Here is a 16,516-nt window from a genome sequence, read left to right on the forward strand (position 1 = left end):
CAACGGCTCGTTCGGGCGTCCTTGCCACCGATTTGCCCGGCGGCGCAAGCCCTTGCGCCCTCCGTGAGAGGAGGGCGGAACGAAGAGCAAGACTCGGACAAAATCATGTCGCGAGAATACAGAAGTATGACTCACAAGCCGCAACATATTCGGTGTCGTCCCGGCGAAGGCCGGGACCCATACGCCGCAGCAGTCGTTGGGAGCGAGGCTCGTCATTCCAGCGTCGTTCAACAATCACGTTTAGTGGTTATGGGTCCCGGCCTTCGCCGGGACGACGGCGAATGTGTGGCAACTGCGCGCCACCATCTCACCCCGCTGGCGCTTGATCCCGCTTCAGGCGGCGCGAGCGCGCGGCCTTGTGCAGCACGCGGGCGAGTTGCTCGGCGGAATAGGGCTTATGCAGCAGCTCGAAGCCGCCGCTGCCCTGCTGCGACAGCACCTGGCTGTAGCCGGAGGCGAGCACGATCGGCAGATCGAGGCCCTGCCGGCGGATCTCTTCCGCGAGCTCGATGCCGCTCATGCCGGGCATCACGACATCGGTGAACACCAGGTCGAAGCGGTTGGGGTCGACCGCGAGCTCCTCCAGCGCGTGGGTGGCGTTTTCGACCAGCACGCAGGTGCAGCCGAGCTGGGTCAGCGTGTCGGCGGCGAATTTTCCGACCTCGGCATTGTCCTCGACGATCAGCACCGACGCACTGGTCGGATCGACCGAAGGCGCATCCTCCGTGAGCGGCGATTGCGCGCTGGGTCCGCCGACGACGCGCGGCAGATACAGTGTGAACGTCGAGCCCTTGCCGACTTCGCTGGTCACGGTGACCTCGCCGCCGGACTGCTTGGCGAAGCCGAACACCTGCGACAGGCCGAGGCCGGTGCCGTGGCCGACCTCCTTGGTGGTGTAGAACGGCTCGAAGATGCGGCCGAACAGCTCCTGCGGAATGCCGACGCCGGTATCGGCCACCGTGATAGCGACATGGCCGTGCGAGTTCGGTGGAGTGCTCGTCGCGGATGGCAGCTCGTCCACGACGCGGACCGCGATCGTGAGCCGGCCGACGCCGTCCATGGCGTCGCGGGCATTCACCGCCATGTTGAGGATGGCGGTCTCGAACTGGCCGGCATCGGCATTGACGAGGCAGGTCTCGTCCGGCACCTGCGCGGTGATTTCGACCCGTGAGCCGATCAGGGTGGTGATCATCTCGCTCAGGGTGCGGACGTTCTGGCAGGCGTCGAACACTTCGGGCTTGAGGGTCTGCCGGCGCGCGAATGCCAGCAGCTGGTTTGTCAGCTTGGCGGCGCGGTTCACGGTGTTGGAGATCGCATCGATGTAGCGCAGCCGCCGCGGCTCCGGCAGGTCCGGCCGCCGCAGCATGTCGACCGAGGCGCGGATCACGGTGAGCAGATTGTTGAAGTCGTGCGCGACGCCGCCGGTGAGTTGCCCGAGTGCCTCCAGCCGCTGTCCATGGCGCAGCGCCTCCTCGGCCTCGATGCGTCGGTTGGCCTCTTCCTCCAGACGCTGGGTGCGCCGATAGGCGAGCGCGAGCAGGCCGAACAGCAGGGCGGTGGCCGGGATGCCGAAGATCAGGTGCTGGGCCATGGTCGAGACCCAGCGCGAGCGGATCGCCGCAGTTTCGAGGCCGGCACTGACATAAACCGGGTATTCGGCCAGCCGCTCATAGCGCATGCGCCGCTCGATGCCGTCGGCCGGGGACAGGATCGTCATGGTCCCGGCCTGCGGGTGGGCGACGAGCTGCTGCCCGAGCGGTCCGCTGGGCTCGAACCTGACGGGGTGGTCGATGACGGGGAAGTGCGCCAGCACCGCGCCGTCGGTCCGGATCAGCGCCAGGAAGCTGCCCGGTTCGCGGCCGATCTTGGCGTAGAAATTCTCGAAATATTCCGGAAGTACGGATGCCTGGATCACGCCGCCGAAGCTGCCGTCCTCGTTGTTGCGGCGCCGGCCGACGCTGAAGAACCGCGCGCCCAGATAGGGCGGCCGCGGCGTCAGCACTTCGCCGATAAAGGTGCCGATGTCGCCTTGGACGTGGATCCGGAAATAGTCCCGATCCGAGAAATCGATGTCGGGAGCCGGCTCCACCAGGCTGTTGACGAGGGCACGGCCGTTGGCATCGAACACCCAGACCGATTTTACCTGGGGCAGCGCCTCGGCGACCGCGCGGAGCCGCTGATGCAGGGTCTTCTCGTGCGCGGTGATGTCGGCATCGCTCATGCCGCGGATCACCTCGGTGACCTCGGCGAGGCTGCGGTCGATGGTCTCGAACACCTTGAGCGCGTGCTCATGGGCGATGTCGAGCGTGCGCTGTATCTCCTGGTCGGCGGCGTCGCTGGTCGAGATCCAGGACATCGCCGAGGCAAACATGAACAGCGCCAGCGGAAGGGCCAGCGAGGCGGCCATCATCCATTGCAGCAGTCTCAGCGAATTGCGGTGTGCGGTTTGCACGGGCGCTCCGGCTCCGCAGCGACATTAACGCAAACCGTTGCGCCGGAGGAAGCGAAACCCCGTCCTGGCGCGTGGTGCAGGGGCTGCTTCGTCATGCCGCGGCCGCTCAAGGTTACCGGAGGCCAACCGGGATCGATCAAGTGGTCGCCACCTCACATCCGTGGCGGCGCCGGGCGGGCGCTGCTCGGCGCCATCACGACCTCGTTAGCCCTTTGCCGCCAGTCAAGCGCAAAATCGGCCGGGATGGCGCGTCCGGGTGCTGTTTTTAGGAGTTCTAAAACCTCTCACGGGCAAATGCTTGACCCTGTGACTACCTGCTGAAAAACAGGCCGCATGACAGGCGATCCAAACTCCTCCCAGGACAATCCAAGGGATATCCGGCTCGGACATGCGGATCGCGGCTTTGTCGGCAAGATCATCAGGCTCGATGCGCTCGTGACGGGCTCATCGCTCTCTGCGCAGGAGCTGGAGCAGCGCCTGGTCGAGATGGGATTTGTGGAAGGCGCGCGCGTGGAAATCCTGCATGAAGGCACGATCCGGCGGGATCCGATCGCGGTGCGCGTCGACAACATCACGATCGCGCTGCGCCGGAGCGAAGCCATGGCCGTGATCGTCGAATGACCACAGCATCCCTGCGCCTGGCGCTGGTCGGCGCGCCGAACACCGGCAAGACGTCGCTGTTCAACCGGTTGACCGGCAGCAGCCAGAAAGTCGCCAACTATCCCGGCGTCACGGTCGAGCGCAAATCCGGCGGCTTCGTCACGCCGGAGGGCCGCAGCGTCACCGTGCTCGACCTGCCCGGCACCTATTCGCTGCGCGGCCGCAGCCCGGACGAGGAAATCACCCGCGACATCGTGCTCGGCCGCTTCGACGGCGAGGCGGTGCCTGATCTCGTGCTCTGCGTCGCAGACGCCACCAATCTGCGGTTGACCTTGCGGCTGGTGCTCGAGCTGAAGCGCGTCGGCCGGCCGATGATGCTCGTGCTCAACATGATCGACATCGCCAAGCGCCGCGGTGTCACGATCGATCTTGATCGGATGTCGCAGGAGCTGGGGCTGCCGATCGTGACCTCGGTCGCGGTGCGCAAGGGTGGCGTCGACGAGTTGTTGAAGCGGACCGACGAATTCCTGGCGCGGTCGCATGAGGCGGCGGCCAGCGAGTGGACGACGCCGACGATCGCCGATCTCAAGGCGGCGCAGCGTGAGGCGGACCGGATCATCGCGGTAGCGGTGACGCTGCCGACCAAGCCGGACACGCTGACCAACCGGATCGATTCGGTGGTGCTGCATCCGGTCTTGGGCCTCGTGGTCCTGGCCGTGATCCTGTTCGTGATGTTCCAGGCGGTATTCACCTGGGCGCAGCCGGCGATGGAGCTGCTGTCGGACGGCTTCTCCGCGCTGGGGCAACTGATCCACGACGTCTTGCCCGAGAGCTGGACCCTGTTGCAGAGCTTCCTGCAGAACGGCCTGATCTCCGGCGTCGGCAGCGTCATCGTGTTCCTGCCGCAGATCATCATCATCTTCCTGTTCATCCTGCTGCTGGAAGATTTCGGCTACATGGCGCGCGCCGCGTTCCTGATGGACCGCATCATGGGCGGCGCCGGGCTGCATGGCCGCGCCTTCATTCCGCTGCTGTCGAGTTTCGCCTGCGCCATTCCCGGCATCATGGCGACGCGGGTGATCGACAATCCACGCGACCGCCTGACCACGATCCTGATCGCGCCGCTGATGACCTGCTCGGCGCGCATTCCGGTCTACACGCTGATCATCTCGGCCTTCGTTCCGGCGACCACGGTGTGGGGCTTCGTCAATCTGCAAGGGCTCGTGATGTTCGGGCTCTATGCCGCAGGGATCACCAGCGCGCTGACGGTCTCGGCGATCGCAAAATTCTTCCTGTGGCGCGACCATGCGCCGGCGCCGTTCATGCTGGAATTGCCCGACTACAAGGTGCCGCGGCTGAAGAGCATCGCGATCGGCGTGTTCAACCGCGCCAAGATGTTCCTGTATCGCGCGGGCACCACGATCCTCTCGATGATGGTGCTGATCTGGTTCCTGGCTTCGTTCCCGCAGGCGCCGGCCGGCGCCGAGGGGCCGGCGATCAATTACAGCTTCGCGGCGATGATCGGCCATGCGCTGGAGCCGCTGCTGCGGCCGATCGGCTTCAACTGGCAGATCGCGGTGGCGCTGATCCCGGGCATGGCGGCGCGCGAGGTCGCGGTCGCCGCACTCGGTACCGTCTATTCGATCGAGGGCGGCAAGGAAGCGGCGGATGCGATCGGCCAGGTGCTGGCGCAGAAATGGACGCTGGCGACCGCACTGTCGATGCTGGTCTGGTACATCTTCGCCCCGCAATGCGCCTCGACGCTCGCAGTGATCCGCCGCGAGACCGGCGGCGCGAAATGGATGGTGGTGACTTTCCTCTACATGCTCGTGCTGGCCTATGCTGCGAGTTTCCTGACCTTCAATCTGGCGCAGGCGCTGGGCCTCCATTAAACGCAGTATTGCGTTCCGTCATACGGGCCAGAGGTCGCAATGGTTACAATCGGTCGAACGAGGAAGTAGAGTTCATCCGAAGCGCATCACGCGCTGCCCTGCGAGACCACGCAATGTCGACGTTCGGCCTGGAGCGGGTATTTTCGCCGCGAAGCATCGCGGTGGTCGGCGGCAGCCCACGCCCGTCGTCGCTCGGCGCGGCGGTGTTGCGGAACATCAGGGCGAGCGGCTTCGCCGGCAAGCTCGGCGTCGTCAACCGGCACTATGCCGAGGTCGACGGCGAGCCGACCGTTCGCGACCTGACGTCGCTGCCGTTCGTGCCTGACCTCGTTGTCATCAGCGCGGCTGCGGCGGCGGTCCCGGAGATCGTCGCGGAGGCAGGTCACGCCGGTGTCGCCGGTGCGGCGATCCTGTCGGCCGGGCTCGGTCACGGCGCGGGCTCGCTCGCGGAGACCGCGGGGCAGACCGCGCGGCGATACGGCATGCGCTTGATCGGTCCGAATTGCCTCGGCGTCATGGTGCCGCGCGCCAAGCTCAATGCGAGTTTCGCCTCGCATCAGCCGTCGGACGGACATGTCGCCCTGATCTCGCAGTCCGGCGCGGTCGCGTCGGCGATGATCGAATGGGCGGCGGAGCGGCGGCTCGGCTTCTCCGGCATCGCGTCGATCGGCGACCAGCTCGACGTCGACGTCGCCGACCTGCTGGATTATTTCGCGCTCGATGATCATACCAGCGCGATCCTGATCTACCTCGAAGCGGTCAAGGATGCGCGCAAGTTCATGTCGGCGGCGCGCGCCGCCGCGCGCATGAAGCCGGTCATCGTCGTCAAATCAGGGCGGATGGCGCAGGGCGCGAAGGCGGCTGCGACCCACACCGGCGCGCTGGCCGGCTCGGATGCGGTCTATGACGCGGCGTTCCGCCGCGCCGGCATATTGCGGGTCTACGATCTGCGCCAGCTGTTCGATTGCGCCGAGCTGCTCGGCCGCGGCTTCGTGCCGCGCGGCAACCGGCTGGCGATCCTGACCAATGGCGGCGGCCTCGGCATTCTCGCGACCGACCGGCTGGCTGAGCTCGGCGGCATTCCAGCGACGCTGACGACGGAGACCATTGAACGGCTCGACAAGATGTTGCCGTCGGGCTGGTCCTGCGCCAATCCGGTCGACATCGCCGGCGATGCCGATGCCGCCCGCTACGTGGTGGCGCTCAACGCGCTGCTCGATGACACTAACAGCGACGCGGTGCTGGTCGCCAACGTCGAAACCGCGGTGGCGCCAGCCGTGGGCATCGCCGAAGCGGTGGCGCAATGCGTGCGCGACCGCCGGACCAAGCGAAGCGTGGTCGCCACACTGGTGCTTGCAGCCTGGGTCGGCGCAGACGAGCGCACCGGCGCGATCTTCGAGGCGGCACGGATTCCGCATTTCCCGACCGAGGACGATGCGGTTCGTGCCTTCATGTATCTGGTGCGCTACCGCGAGGCCTCCACCGCGCTCGCCGCAACCCCGCCCGGCGTCGCCTCAGTGTTCACGCCGGAGACGGCAGCGGCGCGGCACGTGGTCGTGAAGGCGTTGTCGGAGGGACGCGCCTGGCTCGATCCGGCCGAGATCGTCGCGCTGTTCGAAGCCTATCGCATTCCGATCGTGACCACGCTCGTCGCCGACAGTGCAGAGGACGCCGCCGCGAAGGCCGCTCCGTTCCTCGCCGAGGGGCACGCGATCGTGGTCAGGGTGTTTTCGCGCGATATCAGGCACGCCTCCGATGTAGGCGGCGTCATTCGCGACCTGCGGACCAAAGACAGCGTCATCGAGGCCGTCAGGACCGTCATGGAACGCGCACGCAGCGCGCGGCCGGATGCCGCCTTACAGGGCGTGACGATCCAGCCGATGATCGTGCGGCGCGCGGCGCGCGAATTGATCCTCGGCATCGCCGACGATCCGACCTTCGGCCCGGTGATCGTGTTCGGCCGTGGCGGTCCAGCAGTCGAGGTGATCAACGACAAGGTGCTTGCGCTGCCGCCGCTCGACATGAATCTCGCCCGCGAGCTGATCGGACGCACCCGCGTCTCGCGGCTGCTCGGCGGCTATGGCGATGTGGCGGCCGTCCCGGCTGACGTGGTGCCGCTCACTTTGGTCAAGCTGGCGCAGATGGCCGCCGACATTCCCGAGGTCGCCGAGCTCGATATCAATCCGATGCTGGCCGACGAGAGCGGCGTGCTGGCGCTCGATGCGCGGGTGGCGATCCGCAAGCCGACGCGACTGTTCGCCGGCCACACAAGGCTCGCGGTCAGACCCTATCCGTCGCAATGGGAAGGCGAGCTTGCGCTGCGCGACGGCTCGCATGTCACGGTGCGTCCGATGCGCCCCGAGGACGAGCCGATGGTCGCCGATTTCTTCAAGCGCGTGACCGCAGAAGATCTCAGGCTGCGCTTCTTCCACGCGATGAAGGAGTTCTCGCATGCCTTCATCGCGCGCTTGACCCAGCTCGACTATGCGCGCGCGATGGCCTTCGTGGCGCTCGATCCGGTGACCGGCGAGATGATGGGCGCGGTCCGGCTGCACTCGGATTCGCTGTACCAGAACGCCGAATACGCGATCCTGCTGCAGTCCGATCTGAAGGGCAAAGGCCTTGGCTGGGCGCTGATGCAGCTCCTGATCCACTATGCGCGGTCGGAGGGATTGAAGCGCCTGTCGGGCCAGGTCTTGACCGAGAACACCACGATGATCGGGATGTGCCGCGATCTCGGCTTCACCGTCACGATGGATCCGGAGGATCACAGCATCGTCGACGTCGTGCTCGACCTCGATCGGCCCGGCGTCGATGCGGTCGGTGCGGATATCCTGATCCGGCCGGCGGCTGGCCGCTGATACCAGCGCCAGCCGCGGCTGTGTCAGATCAGATCTGGCGTTCGACCATCTTGAACTTGAGCTCGGCGATCGCCTCCGAGGGATTGAGACCCTTGGGGCACGCCTTGGCGCAGTTCATGATGGTGTGGCAGCGATAGAGCCGGAACGGATCCTCGAGATTGTCGAGCCGCTCGCCGGTCGCTTCATCGCGGGAGTCGGTGACCCAGCGCGTCGCCTGCAGCAGCGCAGCGGGACCGAGGAAGCGTTCGCTGTTCCACCAGTAGCTCGGGCAGGAGGTCGAGCAGCAGGCGCACAGGATGCATTCGTAGAGACCATCGAGCTTCTCGCGATCCTCGTGGCTCTGCCTCCACTCCTTCTGCGGCGTCGGCGTCGTGGTCTTCAGCCACGGCTCGATCGAGGCGTACTGGGCGTAGAAATTGGTCAGGTCGGGGACCAGGTCCTTGACCACCGGCTGGTGCGGCAGCGGATTGACCTTCACCGCGCCGCCGGCGCCGACATCGTGCATCGACTTGGTGCAGGCCAGCGTGTTCTGGCCGTCGATGTTCATCGCGCAGGAGCCGCAGACGCCTTCGCGGCAGGAGCGGCGGAAGGTCAGCGTCGGGTCGATGTGATTCTTGATCCAGATCAGACCGTCCAGCACCATCGGACCGCAATCATGGGTGTCGACATAGTAGGTGTCGACGCTCGGATTCTTGCCGTCGTCCGGGTTCCAGCGATACACCCGGAATTCGCGGGTCTCGGTGGCGCCAGCCGGCTTCGGCCAGGTCTTGCCGCCGGAAATCTTCGAATTCTTCGGAAGTGCGAATTCAACCATGCTTGCTCGCCTTCGTTCTCAGTAGACCCGCGCCTTCGGCGGGATGTACTGGACATCATTGGTCATCGTGTAATCGTGGACGGGACGATAATCGATCGTGGTCTTGCCGGCCGGATCGATCCAGGTCAGCGTGTGCTTCATCCAGTTCTTGTCGTCGCGCGCCGAGAAGTCCTCGCGCGCATGCGCGCCACGGCTTTCGGTGCGGTTCGCGGCCGAATCCATCGTCACGACCGCCTGCACGATCAGATTGTCGAATTCCAGCGTCTCGACCAGGTCGGAATTCCACACCAGCGAGCGGTCCGAGACCGAGATGTCGCCGACGCCGCCATAGACCTTGTGGATCAGGTTCTGGCCTTCCTGCAGTACATCGCCGGTGCGGAACACCGCGCAATTGTTCTGCATCACATGCTGCATGCTGTCGCGCAGCTTCGCGGTCGGCGTGCCGCCGGAAGCGTGACGGAAGTGGTCGAGCCGGCCGAGCGCGAGGTCGGACGAATCCTTCGGCAGTTCCGGCTGCTTGGCGTTCGCCGTCAGCTTGTCGGCAAGGCGCAGCGCGGCGGCGCGGCCGAACACCACGAGGTCGATCAGCGAGTTGGAGCCGAGGCGGTTGGCGCCGTGCACCGAGACGCAGGCCGCTTCGCCGATCGCCATCAGGCCCGGCACCACCGAATTGTCGTCGCCGTTGCGCTTGGTCAGCACCTCGGCGTGATAGTTCGTGGCAATGCCGCCCATGTTGTAGTGCACGGTCGGCACGATCGGGATCGGCTCGCGGGTGACGTCGACATTGGCGAAGATCCTCGCCGATTCGGAGATGCCCGGCAGCCGCTCATGCAGCACCTTCGGATCGAGGTGATCGAGGTGCAGGAAGATGTGATCCTTCTTCTTGCCGACGCCGCGGCCTTCGCGGATTTCGATCGTCATCGCGCGCGAGACGACGTCGCGCGAAGCGAGGTCCTTCGCCGACGGCGCGTAGCGCTCCATGAAGCGCTCGCCTTCGGAGTTGACGAGATAGCCGCCTTCGCCGCGGGCGCCCTCGGTGACGAGACAGCCCGAGCCGTAGATGCCGGTCGGATGGAACTGGACGAACTCCATGTCCTGCAACGGCAGGCCGGCGCGCAGCACCATGCCGCCGCCATCGCCGGTGCAGGTGTGCGCCGAGGTGCACGACGCGTAGGCCCGGCCATAGCCGCCGGTCGCCAGGATCGTGGTCTGGGCGCGGAAGCGATGCAGCGTGCCGTCATCGAGCTTGAGCGCGATCACGCCGCGGCAGACGCCCTGGTCGTCCATGATCAGGTCGATGGCGAAGAATTCGATGAAGAACTCGGCCGAGTGACGCAGCGACTGGCCATACATCGTGTGCAGCATGGCGTGGCCGGTGCGGTCGGCGGCGGCGCAGGTGCGCTGCGCCTGGCCCTTGCCGTAGTCCATGGTCATGCCGCCGAACGGACGCTGATAGATCTTGCCGTCCTCGGTGCGCGAAAACGGCACGCCCCAATGCTCGAGCTCGTAGACCGCGTCGGGCGCGTTGCGCACCATGTATTCGATCGCGTCCTGGTCGCCGAGCCAGTCCGACCCCTTCACGGTGTCGTACATGTGCCAGCGCCAGTCGTCCGGATGCATGTTGCCGAGCGAGGCCGAGATGCCGCCCTGCGCCGCAACGGTGTGCGAGCGGGTCGGGAACACCTTGGTGATGCAGGCGGTGCGCAGGCCCGCTTCCGAGCAGCCGACCACGGCGCGCAGGCCGGCGCCGCCGGCGCCGACCACGACGACGTCGTAGGTGTGGTCCTGAATCGGGTAGGCCTTGCCGTTCGTGGCCGGGCCGCCGTTGGTGGCCTTGCCGTTTCCTTCACCGGCCATGGGTCAAACTCCCGACGACAATTTGAGGATTGCGTAGATCGAGGCCAATGCGACCGCGACGCAGAAGAAGTTGTTCGCCATCACACTGGCGATCTTCAGCTTCTCGTTATGGATGTAGTCTTCGATCACGACCTGCATGCCGATCTTCATGTGCCAGACACTGGCGACGATGAAGAGCAGCAGGATGATGGCGATCGGAATCGAGCCGAGGATCTGCGCCGCGCCGGCATGATTGCGGCCGATCAGCATGATCACCACGACGATTACGGGGATGATCAGCAGCGTCATCGCCACCGCGGTGAGGCGCTGACGCCAGAAGTCCGAGGTGCCGGTATGGGCGGAGCCGAGGCCGCGAACGCGCTCCAGCGGCGTGCGCATCGAAGAGGGGCCGCTCATCGTCCACCTCCCACCGCGTAGGCAATGATCCAGACCAGCACCGTCAGCGCGATGCCGGCGACCAGCGCGCCCCAGGTCAGGGCCTCGCGCTCATTGGCCTTGAAGCCGTAGCCGAGATCCCAGAAGAAATGCCGGATGCCGCTGCACAGATGGTGCATCAGTGCCCATGTGTAGCCGAACACGATCAGCTTGCCGATCGCGCTGCCGGTGAAGGCCTGGACATTGGCGTAGGCGGTGGGGCCGGAGGCGGCGGCGATCAGCCACCAGGCCAGCAGCAGGGTGCCGAAATATAGTGCTATGCCGGTGGCGCGGTGGACGATGGACAGCGCCATCGTCAGCGTCCACCGGTAGGTCTGCATGTGGGGTGAAAGCGGTCGTTCGATCCTGGCGGTCATCGGCGGGCTTTATGATGTGAGGGACCGCGCCCGGCCCATCGGGGAACGCGGTAGAGGAGTTCTATTTACGGAGTCGCACCCCGCCGCGCAACGGCCAAATAGCCTTCGGTCGAACCGAAGTTCATTGCTAGAGTTGCCGAATTCTGGTTGATCCGCAGTGTGGTATACCAGATGCAAGGTCGAGTGAACTAAGAAGTGAATCAATGTTCGCGGATGCCTGAGGTGCCCCCTCGTGGGGTCCGGAAGGCGTCGATCTTGCCCCATTGTTCCACCAGATAATCGACGAATGCCCTGATCTTAGGCGATGCCAGGCGCGCCGGCTGAAGCATCAACTGCAGCGGCGTCGGCGCTGGTTCATGGCCGATCAGCAGGCGTTGCAGCCGGCCGCTTAAGAGATCGGACTGCACCTGCCACGACGGCGCGCGGACAATGCCGGCGCCATCCCGCGCTGCAGCAAGCAGCGCGTCGAGGCTATTCATCCAGAGCCGACCGGATATGCGGAATTTGCGACCCGTCTTTGTGCCGTCGGCAAAGCGCCACTCCGCACTGCCCGGCGAATCGGAAAACACCAGGCAGTCATGTGTCGCGAGATCGCCCGGCGTTCGCGGCTCGCCGCGCCGGGCCAGATAGTCCGGTGACGCGCACACGATCATCTGCAGATCGGTCAGCTTGCGGGTGATGAGCTGCGAGTCGCGCAGCCGGCCGATCCGAATAGCGAGATGAATGTCCTCCTCGATCATGTCGACAGCGCGATCGATCAACAGCAGGTCGACGGACAGTGCCGGATAGCGGCGCAGAAACTCGACCAGCAATGGTGCGATCACCAGCCGTCCGATCAGGCTCGGCGAGCTCAGCCGAATCCGCCCCGAAGGTTGATGCGGATCACGCGCCAGTGCGGCCTCGATCTCCCCGACCTCGCCGAGGATCGATTTCGCGCGCTCGTAGAGAATTCGGCCGTCATCGGTCAGCGCGAGCTGGCGGGTGGTGCGCAGCAAGAGGCGGGTGCCGAAATGCTCCCCGAGCGCGCTGATCTGGCGGCTCACCGAGGTCAGCGAGCTCGGCAGCGAGCGTGCCGCTGCCGACAGGCTGCCGGTCTCGACCGCCCGGACAAAGGCTGCCATCGCCGCAAGCTGGTCCAAGCCCGATCCTTCCGCATTTCGCAAGAGAGCCTGCGCAAGAGCATAGATACTCCCGAATTCCAAAAGGCGCTATTGGTCTCCGCGAACAGTCTCAAGACGGGCGCCGAGGCATTCGCTGCGGTGGCCGCGACACACTGTGCGAAGGACATGATGACCGGCCTTGATCCCAGGGAATTGCTTGAGCTTGCGCTGCTGCTGATCGCGGTCGGCGCGCTGTCCGGCTTTCTTGCCGGGTTGTTCGGCATCGGCGGCGGCGCGATCCTGGTGCCGGTGTTCTACGAATGCTTTCGCCTCGCCGGCGTGCCGCTTGAGGTCCGGATGCCGCTGTGCATCGGCACCTCGCTCGCGATCATCATCCCGACCTCGCTGAGCTCGTTTCGCGCCCATTATCGCCGCGGCGCCGTCGACATGGAGATCCTGAAGCGCTGGTGGCTGCCGATCGTGATCGGCGTCGCCGCCGGCAGTGTCACCGCGCGCTTCGCGCCGGAGCGGTTGTTCAAGATCGTGTTCGTGATGGTGGCCTGGTCGGCTGCCGCGCGGCTGTTGTTGGCGCGCGAGACCTGGAAATTCGGCGACGAGGTGCCGAAGGGATTTTTGATGCAGGTCTACGGCTTCTTCGTCGGCCTGCTGTCAACATTGATGGGCATCGGCGGCGGCCTGTTCGCCAATCTGTTGATGACCTTCTATGGCCGGCCGATCCATCAGGCGGTGGCGACCTCCTCGGCGCTCGCGGTGCTGATCTCGATCCCGGGTGCGTTGGGTTACATCTATGCCGGCTGGCCCGCGGCCGCGCGCTTTCCCGAGGTCGCCGCTCTGCAATTGCCGTTCGCGCTCGGCTACGTCTCGCTGATCGGCGCGCTGCTGGTGATGCCGACCACGCTCGTCACCGCGCCGCTCGGCGTCAAGGTCGCGCACGCGCTGTCGAAGCGCGCGCTGGAGGTGGCGTTCGGGGCCTATCTCTTCATCGTCGGCGGACGGTTCGTGATCAGCCTCGTCGGCGGACATTAGCCGGAGGGCTACGACACCTGGCCTACAAGCGAGGCCTTCAATCGGATCATGCTATTGCCCCAGTACCGCAGGTCGCCCTGGCTCTCAAAGTGGCCCGCACTTGCCAATGCCTGAATCCGGGCGGCGATCGTCTCGCTGCTGATCGCTAGCCCGATGTCCGCGCACTCCACAAATGCCCTGCCTACAATCATCATCATCTTCCGCCATTGTGGCTCCATGGCAGAGAAGATGATCTGGTCGAGTTTGGTGACCGATACGGACAGGCTTGGCGAAACCTCATCCCAAGTGAGCGTGCTGCTGATCCGTGGAGGTTTCGGTCGCGGCGCCAGATCTGGATGCTCCGCATAGATGTCAGACAGTTTCTCGTAGACGGTTTGGCAGGCCTTGGTCAGATGCTCCAACAAGGCGCCGCAATCGACCTTGTCGATTCCCTTCGTGGCGATGACTGTGCGTTCGAGTGCCCGGCCCACTTTCAGGAGATGTTTCTTTAATTCGGCCGCCCGCTCTCGATCCATGCAAAAGGCCTCGTGACTACGCCTTGTAAATGTCCTTATAGGTATCGCGTAGCCCGGATGAAGCGAAGCGCAATCCGGGATTCTTCAAAACGATCGACCGCTCCCGGATTTCGTTTCACTCCATCCGGGCTACGAAGCCGAGCTACTTCGCGTAGATATCCTTATACGTATCCCGCAAGATATTCTTCTGCACCTTGCCCATTGCGTTGCGCGGCAATTCGTCGACCACGAAGACGCGCTTGGGCATCTTGAACTTGGCGAGCCGGCCATCGAGCGCCTTCAGCACCGAGGCTTCGCTGACATCGGCGCCCTTGCTGCAGACGAGGACTGCGGTGACGCCTTCGCCGAAATCGGCATGCGGCACGCCGATCACGGCTGATTCGACCACGCCGGGCATGGCATCGATCTCGCTCTCGATCTCCTTCGGGTAGACATTGAAGCCGCCGGAAATCACGAGATCCTTGCCGCGGCCGAGGATGTGGACGTAGCCCTTGTCGTCGATCTTGCCGAGGTCGCCGGTGATGAAGAAGCCGTCGCCGCGGAATTCGGCCTTGGTCTTCTCCGGCATCCGCCAGTAGCCCTGGAACACGTTGGGGCCCTTGACCTCGATCATGCCGATCGTCTCGCGCGCGAGCTCCTTGCCGGTCTCGGGATCGGTGACCCGCACCGTCACGCCGGGCAGCGCGAAGCCGACTGCACCGGGCACCCGGTCGCCGTCATAGGGGTTCGAGGTGTTCATGTTGGTTTCGGTCATGCCGTAGCGCTCCAGCACGGCGTGGCCGGTGCGATCCGACCATTCGCGGTGGGTGTCGGCGAGCAGCGGCGCGGAGCCCGAGATGAACAGCCGCATGTGCTTGGTCGCGTCCTTGTTCAGGCCGGGGTTCTGCAACAGGCGGGTGTAGAAGGTCGGCACGCCCATCATCACGGTGGCGCGGGCCATCAGCTTGATGATCACGTCCGGATCGAACTTCGGCAGGAAGATCATCGAGGCACGCGCGAACAGCGTGACGTTGCTCGCCACGAACAGGCCGTGGGTGTGATAGATCGGCAGCGCGTGGATCAGCACGTCCTTGTCGGTGAAGCGCCAGTAGTCGACCAGCGAGTACGAGTTCGACGCCAGATTGTCGTGAGACAGCATCGCGCCCTTGGAGCGGCCGGTGGTGCCGGAGGTGTAGAGGATCGCGGCGAGATCGTTGTTTGCCCGCGGGACGGTCGTGAATTCCTTCGCAGCCTTGTCGGCGGCCTCGGTCAGCGAGCCCTTTCCGCTGGGATCGAGGGTTTCGACCTTGGCGCCCACCTTGGCGGCGATCGCCTTGATGCCCTCCAGCTTGGAGGGATCGCAGACCACCAGCGCCGGCTCGGCATCTGATATGAAGTATTCGAGCTCGTTCAGCGTATAGGCGGTGTTGAGCGGCAAATAGACACCGCCAGCGCGCACGGTGGCGAGATACAGCACCAGCGCCGAGACCGATTTCTCGGTTTGCGCCGCGACGCGGTCGCCCGGCTTGACGCCGCGCTCAACCAGCACATTCGCGATCTGGCCCGCCCGCGCGATCAAATCGCCATAGGTGATGCGGCTGCCGTCGAGCTGCTCGATCGCGAGCCGGTTGGGGTCGTCGAGGCCGTCGAACAGGCGGGAAAACAGGTTGGCGTTGGTGGTCGTGTTCATGCAACATCCCCTAAGGGGCGAAAGGGCCGGAAGGTTCTGGCTGGATTAGCAAAAACGCCCTTCGAAAAGCAACGGAGACAGTTTGCATGACAAATAATGGGAAACGCGTGGCCTGGGTCACCGGCGGCGGCACCGGAATCGGTGAATCCGGGGCGGAATTCCTGGCGGCGGACGGCTGGACGGTGGTGGTCTCCGGCCGCCGCAAGGAAGAGCTCGACCGCGTGGTGGCCAACATCGCCAAAAAGGGCGGCAAGGCCGAAGCGATCGCGCTCGACGTCAGCAGCAAGGCCGACGTCAACAAGGCCGCCGAGGCGATCGTCGCCAAACACGGCCGCATCGACCTCCTGGTCAACAGCGCCGGCATCAACGTGCCGAAGCGCAGCTGGGCCGACATGGAACTGGAAGGCTGGGACAAGCTGGTCGAGGTCAACCTCAACGGCGTGCTGTATTGCATGCGCGCGGTGCTGCCGACGATGCGCAAGCAGCAGGACGGCTGCATCATCAACGTCGCCTCCTGGGCGGGCCGCCACGTCTCCAAGATGCCCGGCCCGGCCTACACCACCACCAAGCACGCAGTGCTGGCGCTGACCCATTCCTTCAACATGGACGAATGCGTCAACGGCCTGCGCGCCTGCTGTCTGTCGCCGGGCGAGGTGGCTACCCCGATCCTGAAGCAGCGGCCGGTGGTGCCGAGCGAGGCCGAGCAGGCCAGGATGCTGCAGCCCGAGGATTGCGGCCGCACCATCGCCTTCGTCGCCAGCATGCCGGCGCGGGTCTGCATGAACGAGATCCTGATCAGCCCGACCCACAACCGCGGCTTTATTCAGACGCCGGCGAACCGGGATTAAATTTAGCCCTCTCAACGGGTCGTCCCTGCGAAAGCAGGGACCCATAACCACCGCTATTGGTTGTCAGCAA

Annotated in this window: 13 protein-coding genes; 5 read left to right on the forward strand and 8 right to left on the reverse strand. The window is 65.1% G+C overall.

The genetic code is table 11. The annotated features are described in order from the left end of the window. Positions 1 to 307: 307 nt before the first annotated feature. On the reverse strand, positions 308 to 2,452 hold the full coding sequence (locus JQ616_RS27325; RefSeq protein ID WP_212019922.1) for a hybrid sensor histidine kinase/response regulator: 2,145 nt from the start codon (positions 2,450 to 2,452) through the stop codon (positions 308 to 310). 333 nt (positions 2,453 to 2,785) lie between these two features. Between JQ616_RS27325 and JQ616_RS27330 the strand changes: the two genes are divergently transcribed. The 3 genes from JQ616_RS27330 to JQ616_RS27340 all read left to right on the forward strand — a co-directional run bounded on the left by JQ616_RS27330 (position 2,786) and on the right by JQ616_RS27340 (position 7,805). Then, complete coding sequence (locus JQ616_RS27330) at positions 2,786 to 3,073, forward strand: FeoA family protein (RefSeq protein WP_212019925.1); 288 nt, start codon at positions 2,786 to 2,788, stop codon at positions 3,071 to 3,073. Beyond that, complete coding sequence (feoB, locus tag JQ616_RS27335) at positions 3,070 to 4,944, forward strand: ferrous iron transporter B (protein WP_212019927.1); 1,875 nt, start codon at positions 3,070 to 3,072, stop codon at positions 4,942 to 4,944. The genes JQ616_RS27330 and feoB overlap by 4 nt, the downstream gene beginning before the upstream one ends. A gap of 113 nt (positions 4,945 to 5,057) precedes the next feature. After that, entirely contained in the window at positions 5,058 to 7,805 is a 2,748-nt protein-coding gene (locus JQ616_RS27340; RefSeq protein ID WP_212019929.1) for a bifunctional acetate--CoA ligase family protein/GNAT family N-acetyltransferase, read from the forward strand. A 28-nt stretch (positions 7,806 to 7,833) separates the two neighbouring features. On the opposite strand, the gene JQ616_RS27345 is transcribed toward JQ616_RS27340, so the two are convergent. The 5 genes from JQ616_RS27345 to JQ616_RS27365 all read right to left on the reverse strand — a co-directional run bounded on the left by JQ616_RS27345 (position 7,834) and on the right by JQ616_RS27365 (position 12,388). Continuing rightward, entirely contained in the window at positions 7,834 to 8,619 is a 786-nt protein-coding gene (locus JQ616_RS27345; RefSeq protein WP_050402509.1) for a succinate dehydrogenase iron-sulfur subunit, read from the reverse strand. An 18-nt stretch (positions 8,620 to 8,637) separates the two neighbouring features. Next, complete coding sequence (gene sdhA, locus JQ616_RS27350; RefSeq protein WP_212019931.1) at positions 8,638 to 10,476, reverse strand: succinate dehydrogenase flavoprotein subunit; 1,839 nt, start codon at positions 10,474 to 10,476, stop codon at positions 8,638 to 8,640. Between the two features lie 3 nt (positions 10,477 to 10,479). Then, positions 10,480 to 10,854 (reverse strand): succinate dehydrogenase, hydrophobic membrane anchor protein, encoded by a 375-nt coding sequence (gene sdhD / locus JQ616_RS27355; RefSeq protein WP_212020190.1) that lies wholly within the window; start codon positions 10,852 to 10,854, stop codon positions 10,480 to 10,482. Positions 10,855 to 10,868: 14 nt separating this feature from the next. After that, on the reverse strand, positions 10,869 to 11,267 hold the full coding sequence (gene sdhC, locus JQ616_RS27360) for a succinate dehydrogenase, cytochrome b556 subunit (RefSeq protein WP_212019933.1): 399 nt from the start codon (positions 11,265 to 11,267) through the stop codon (positions 10,869 to 10,871). Positions 11,268 to 11,467: 200 nt separating this feature from the next. Further along, entirely contained in the window at positions 11,468 to 12,388 is a 921-nt protein-coding gene (locus tag JQ616_RS27365; protein ID WP_249137343.1) for a LysR family transcriptional regulator, read from the reverse strand. A 165-nt stretch (positions 12,389 to 12,553) separates the two neighbouring features. Between JQ616_RS27365 and JQ616_RS27370 the strand changes: the two genes are divergently transcribed. After that, positions 12,554 to 13,414, forward strand: a complete 861-nt coding sequence (locus JQ616_RS27370) for a sulfite exporter TauE/SafE family protein (RefSeq protein WP_212019937.1) — start codon at positions 12,554 to 12,556, stop codon at positions 13,412 to 13,414. A gap of 8 nt (positions 13,415 to 13,422) precedes the next feature. Here JQ616_RS27370 and JQ616_RS27375 read toward each other — a convergent pair whose 3' ends face one another. Next, entirely contained in the window at positions 13,423 to 13,929 is a 507-nt protein-coding gene (locus JQ616_RS27375) for a DUF3658 domain-containing protein (RefSeq protein WP_212019939.1), read from the reverse strand. Between the two features lie 142 nt (positions 13,930 to 14,071). Continuing rightward, positions 14,072 to 15,598, reverse strand: a complete 1,527-nt coding sequence (locus JQ616_RS27380; RefSeq protein WP_212019941.1) for a malonate--CoA ligase — start codon at positions 15,596 to 15,598, stop codon at positions 14,072 to 14,074. Positions 15,599 to 15,684: 86 nt separating this feature from the next. Between JQ616_RS27380 and JQ616_RS27385 the strand changes: the two genes are divergently transcribed. Next, complete coding sequence (locus tag JQ616_RS27385) at positions 15,685 to 16,446, forward strand: SDR family oxidoreductase (protein ID WP_212019943.1); 762 nt, start codon at positions 15,685 to 15,687, stop codon at positions 16,444 to 16,446. Positions 16,447 to 16,516: the final 70 nt, after the last annotated feature.

Source organism: Bradyrhizobium tropiciagri, from assembly GCF_018130545.1.
Lineage (GTDB): Bacteria > Pseudomonadota > Alphaproteobacteria > Rhizobiales > Xanthobacteraceae > Bradyrhizobium > Bradyrhizobium tropiciagri_A.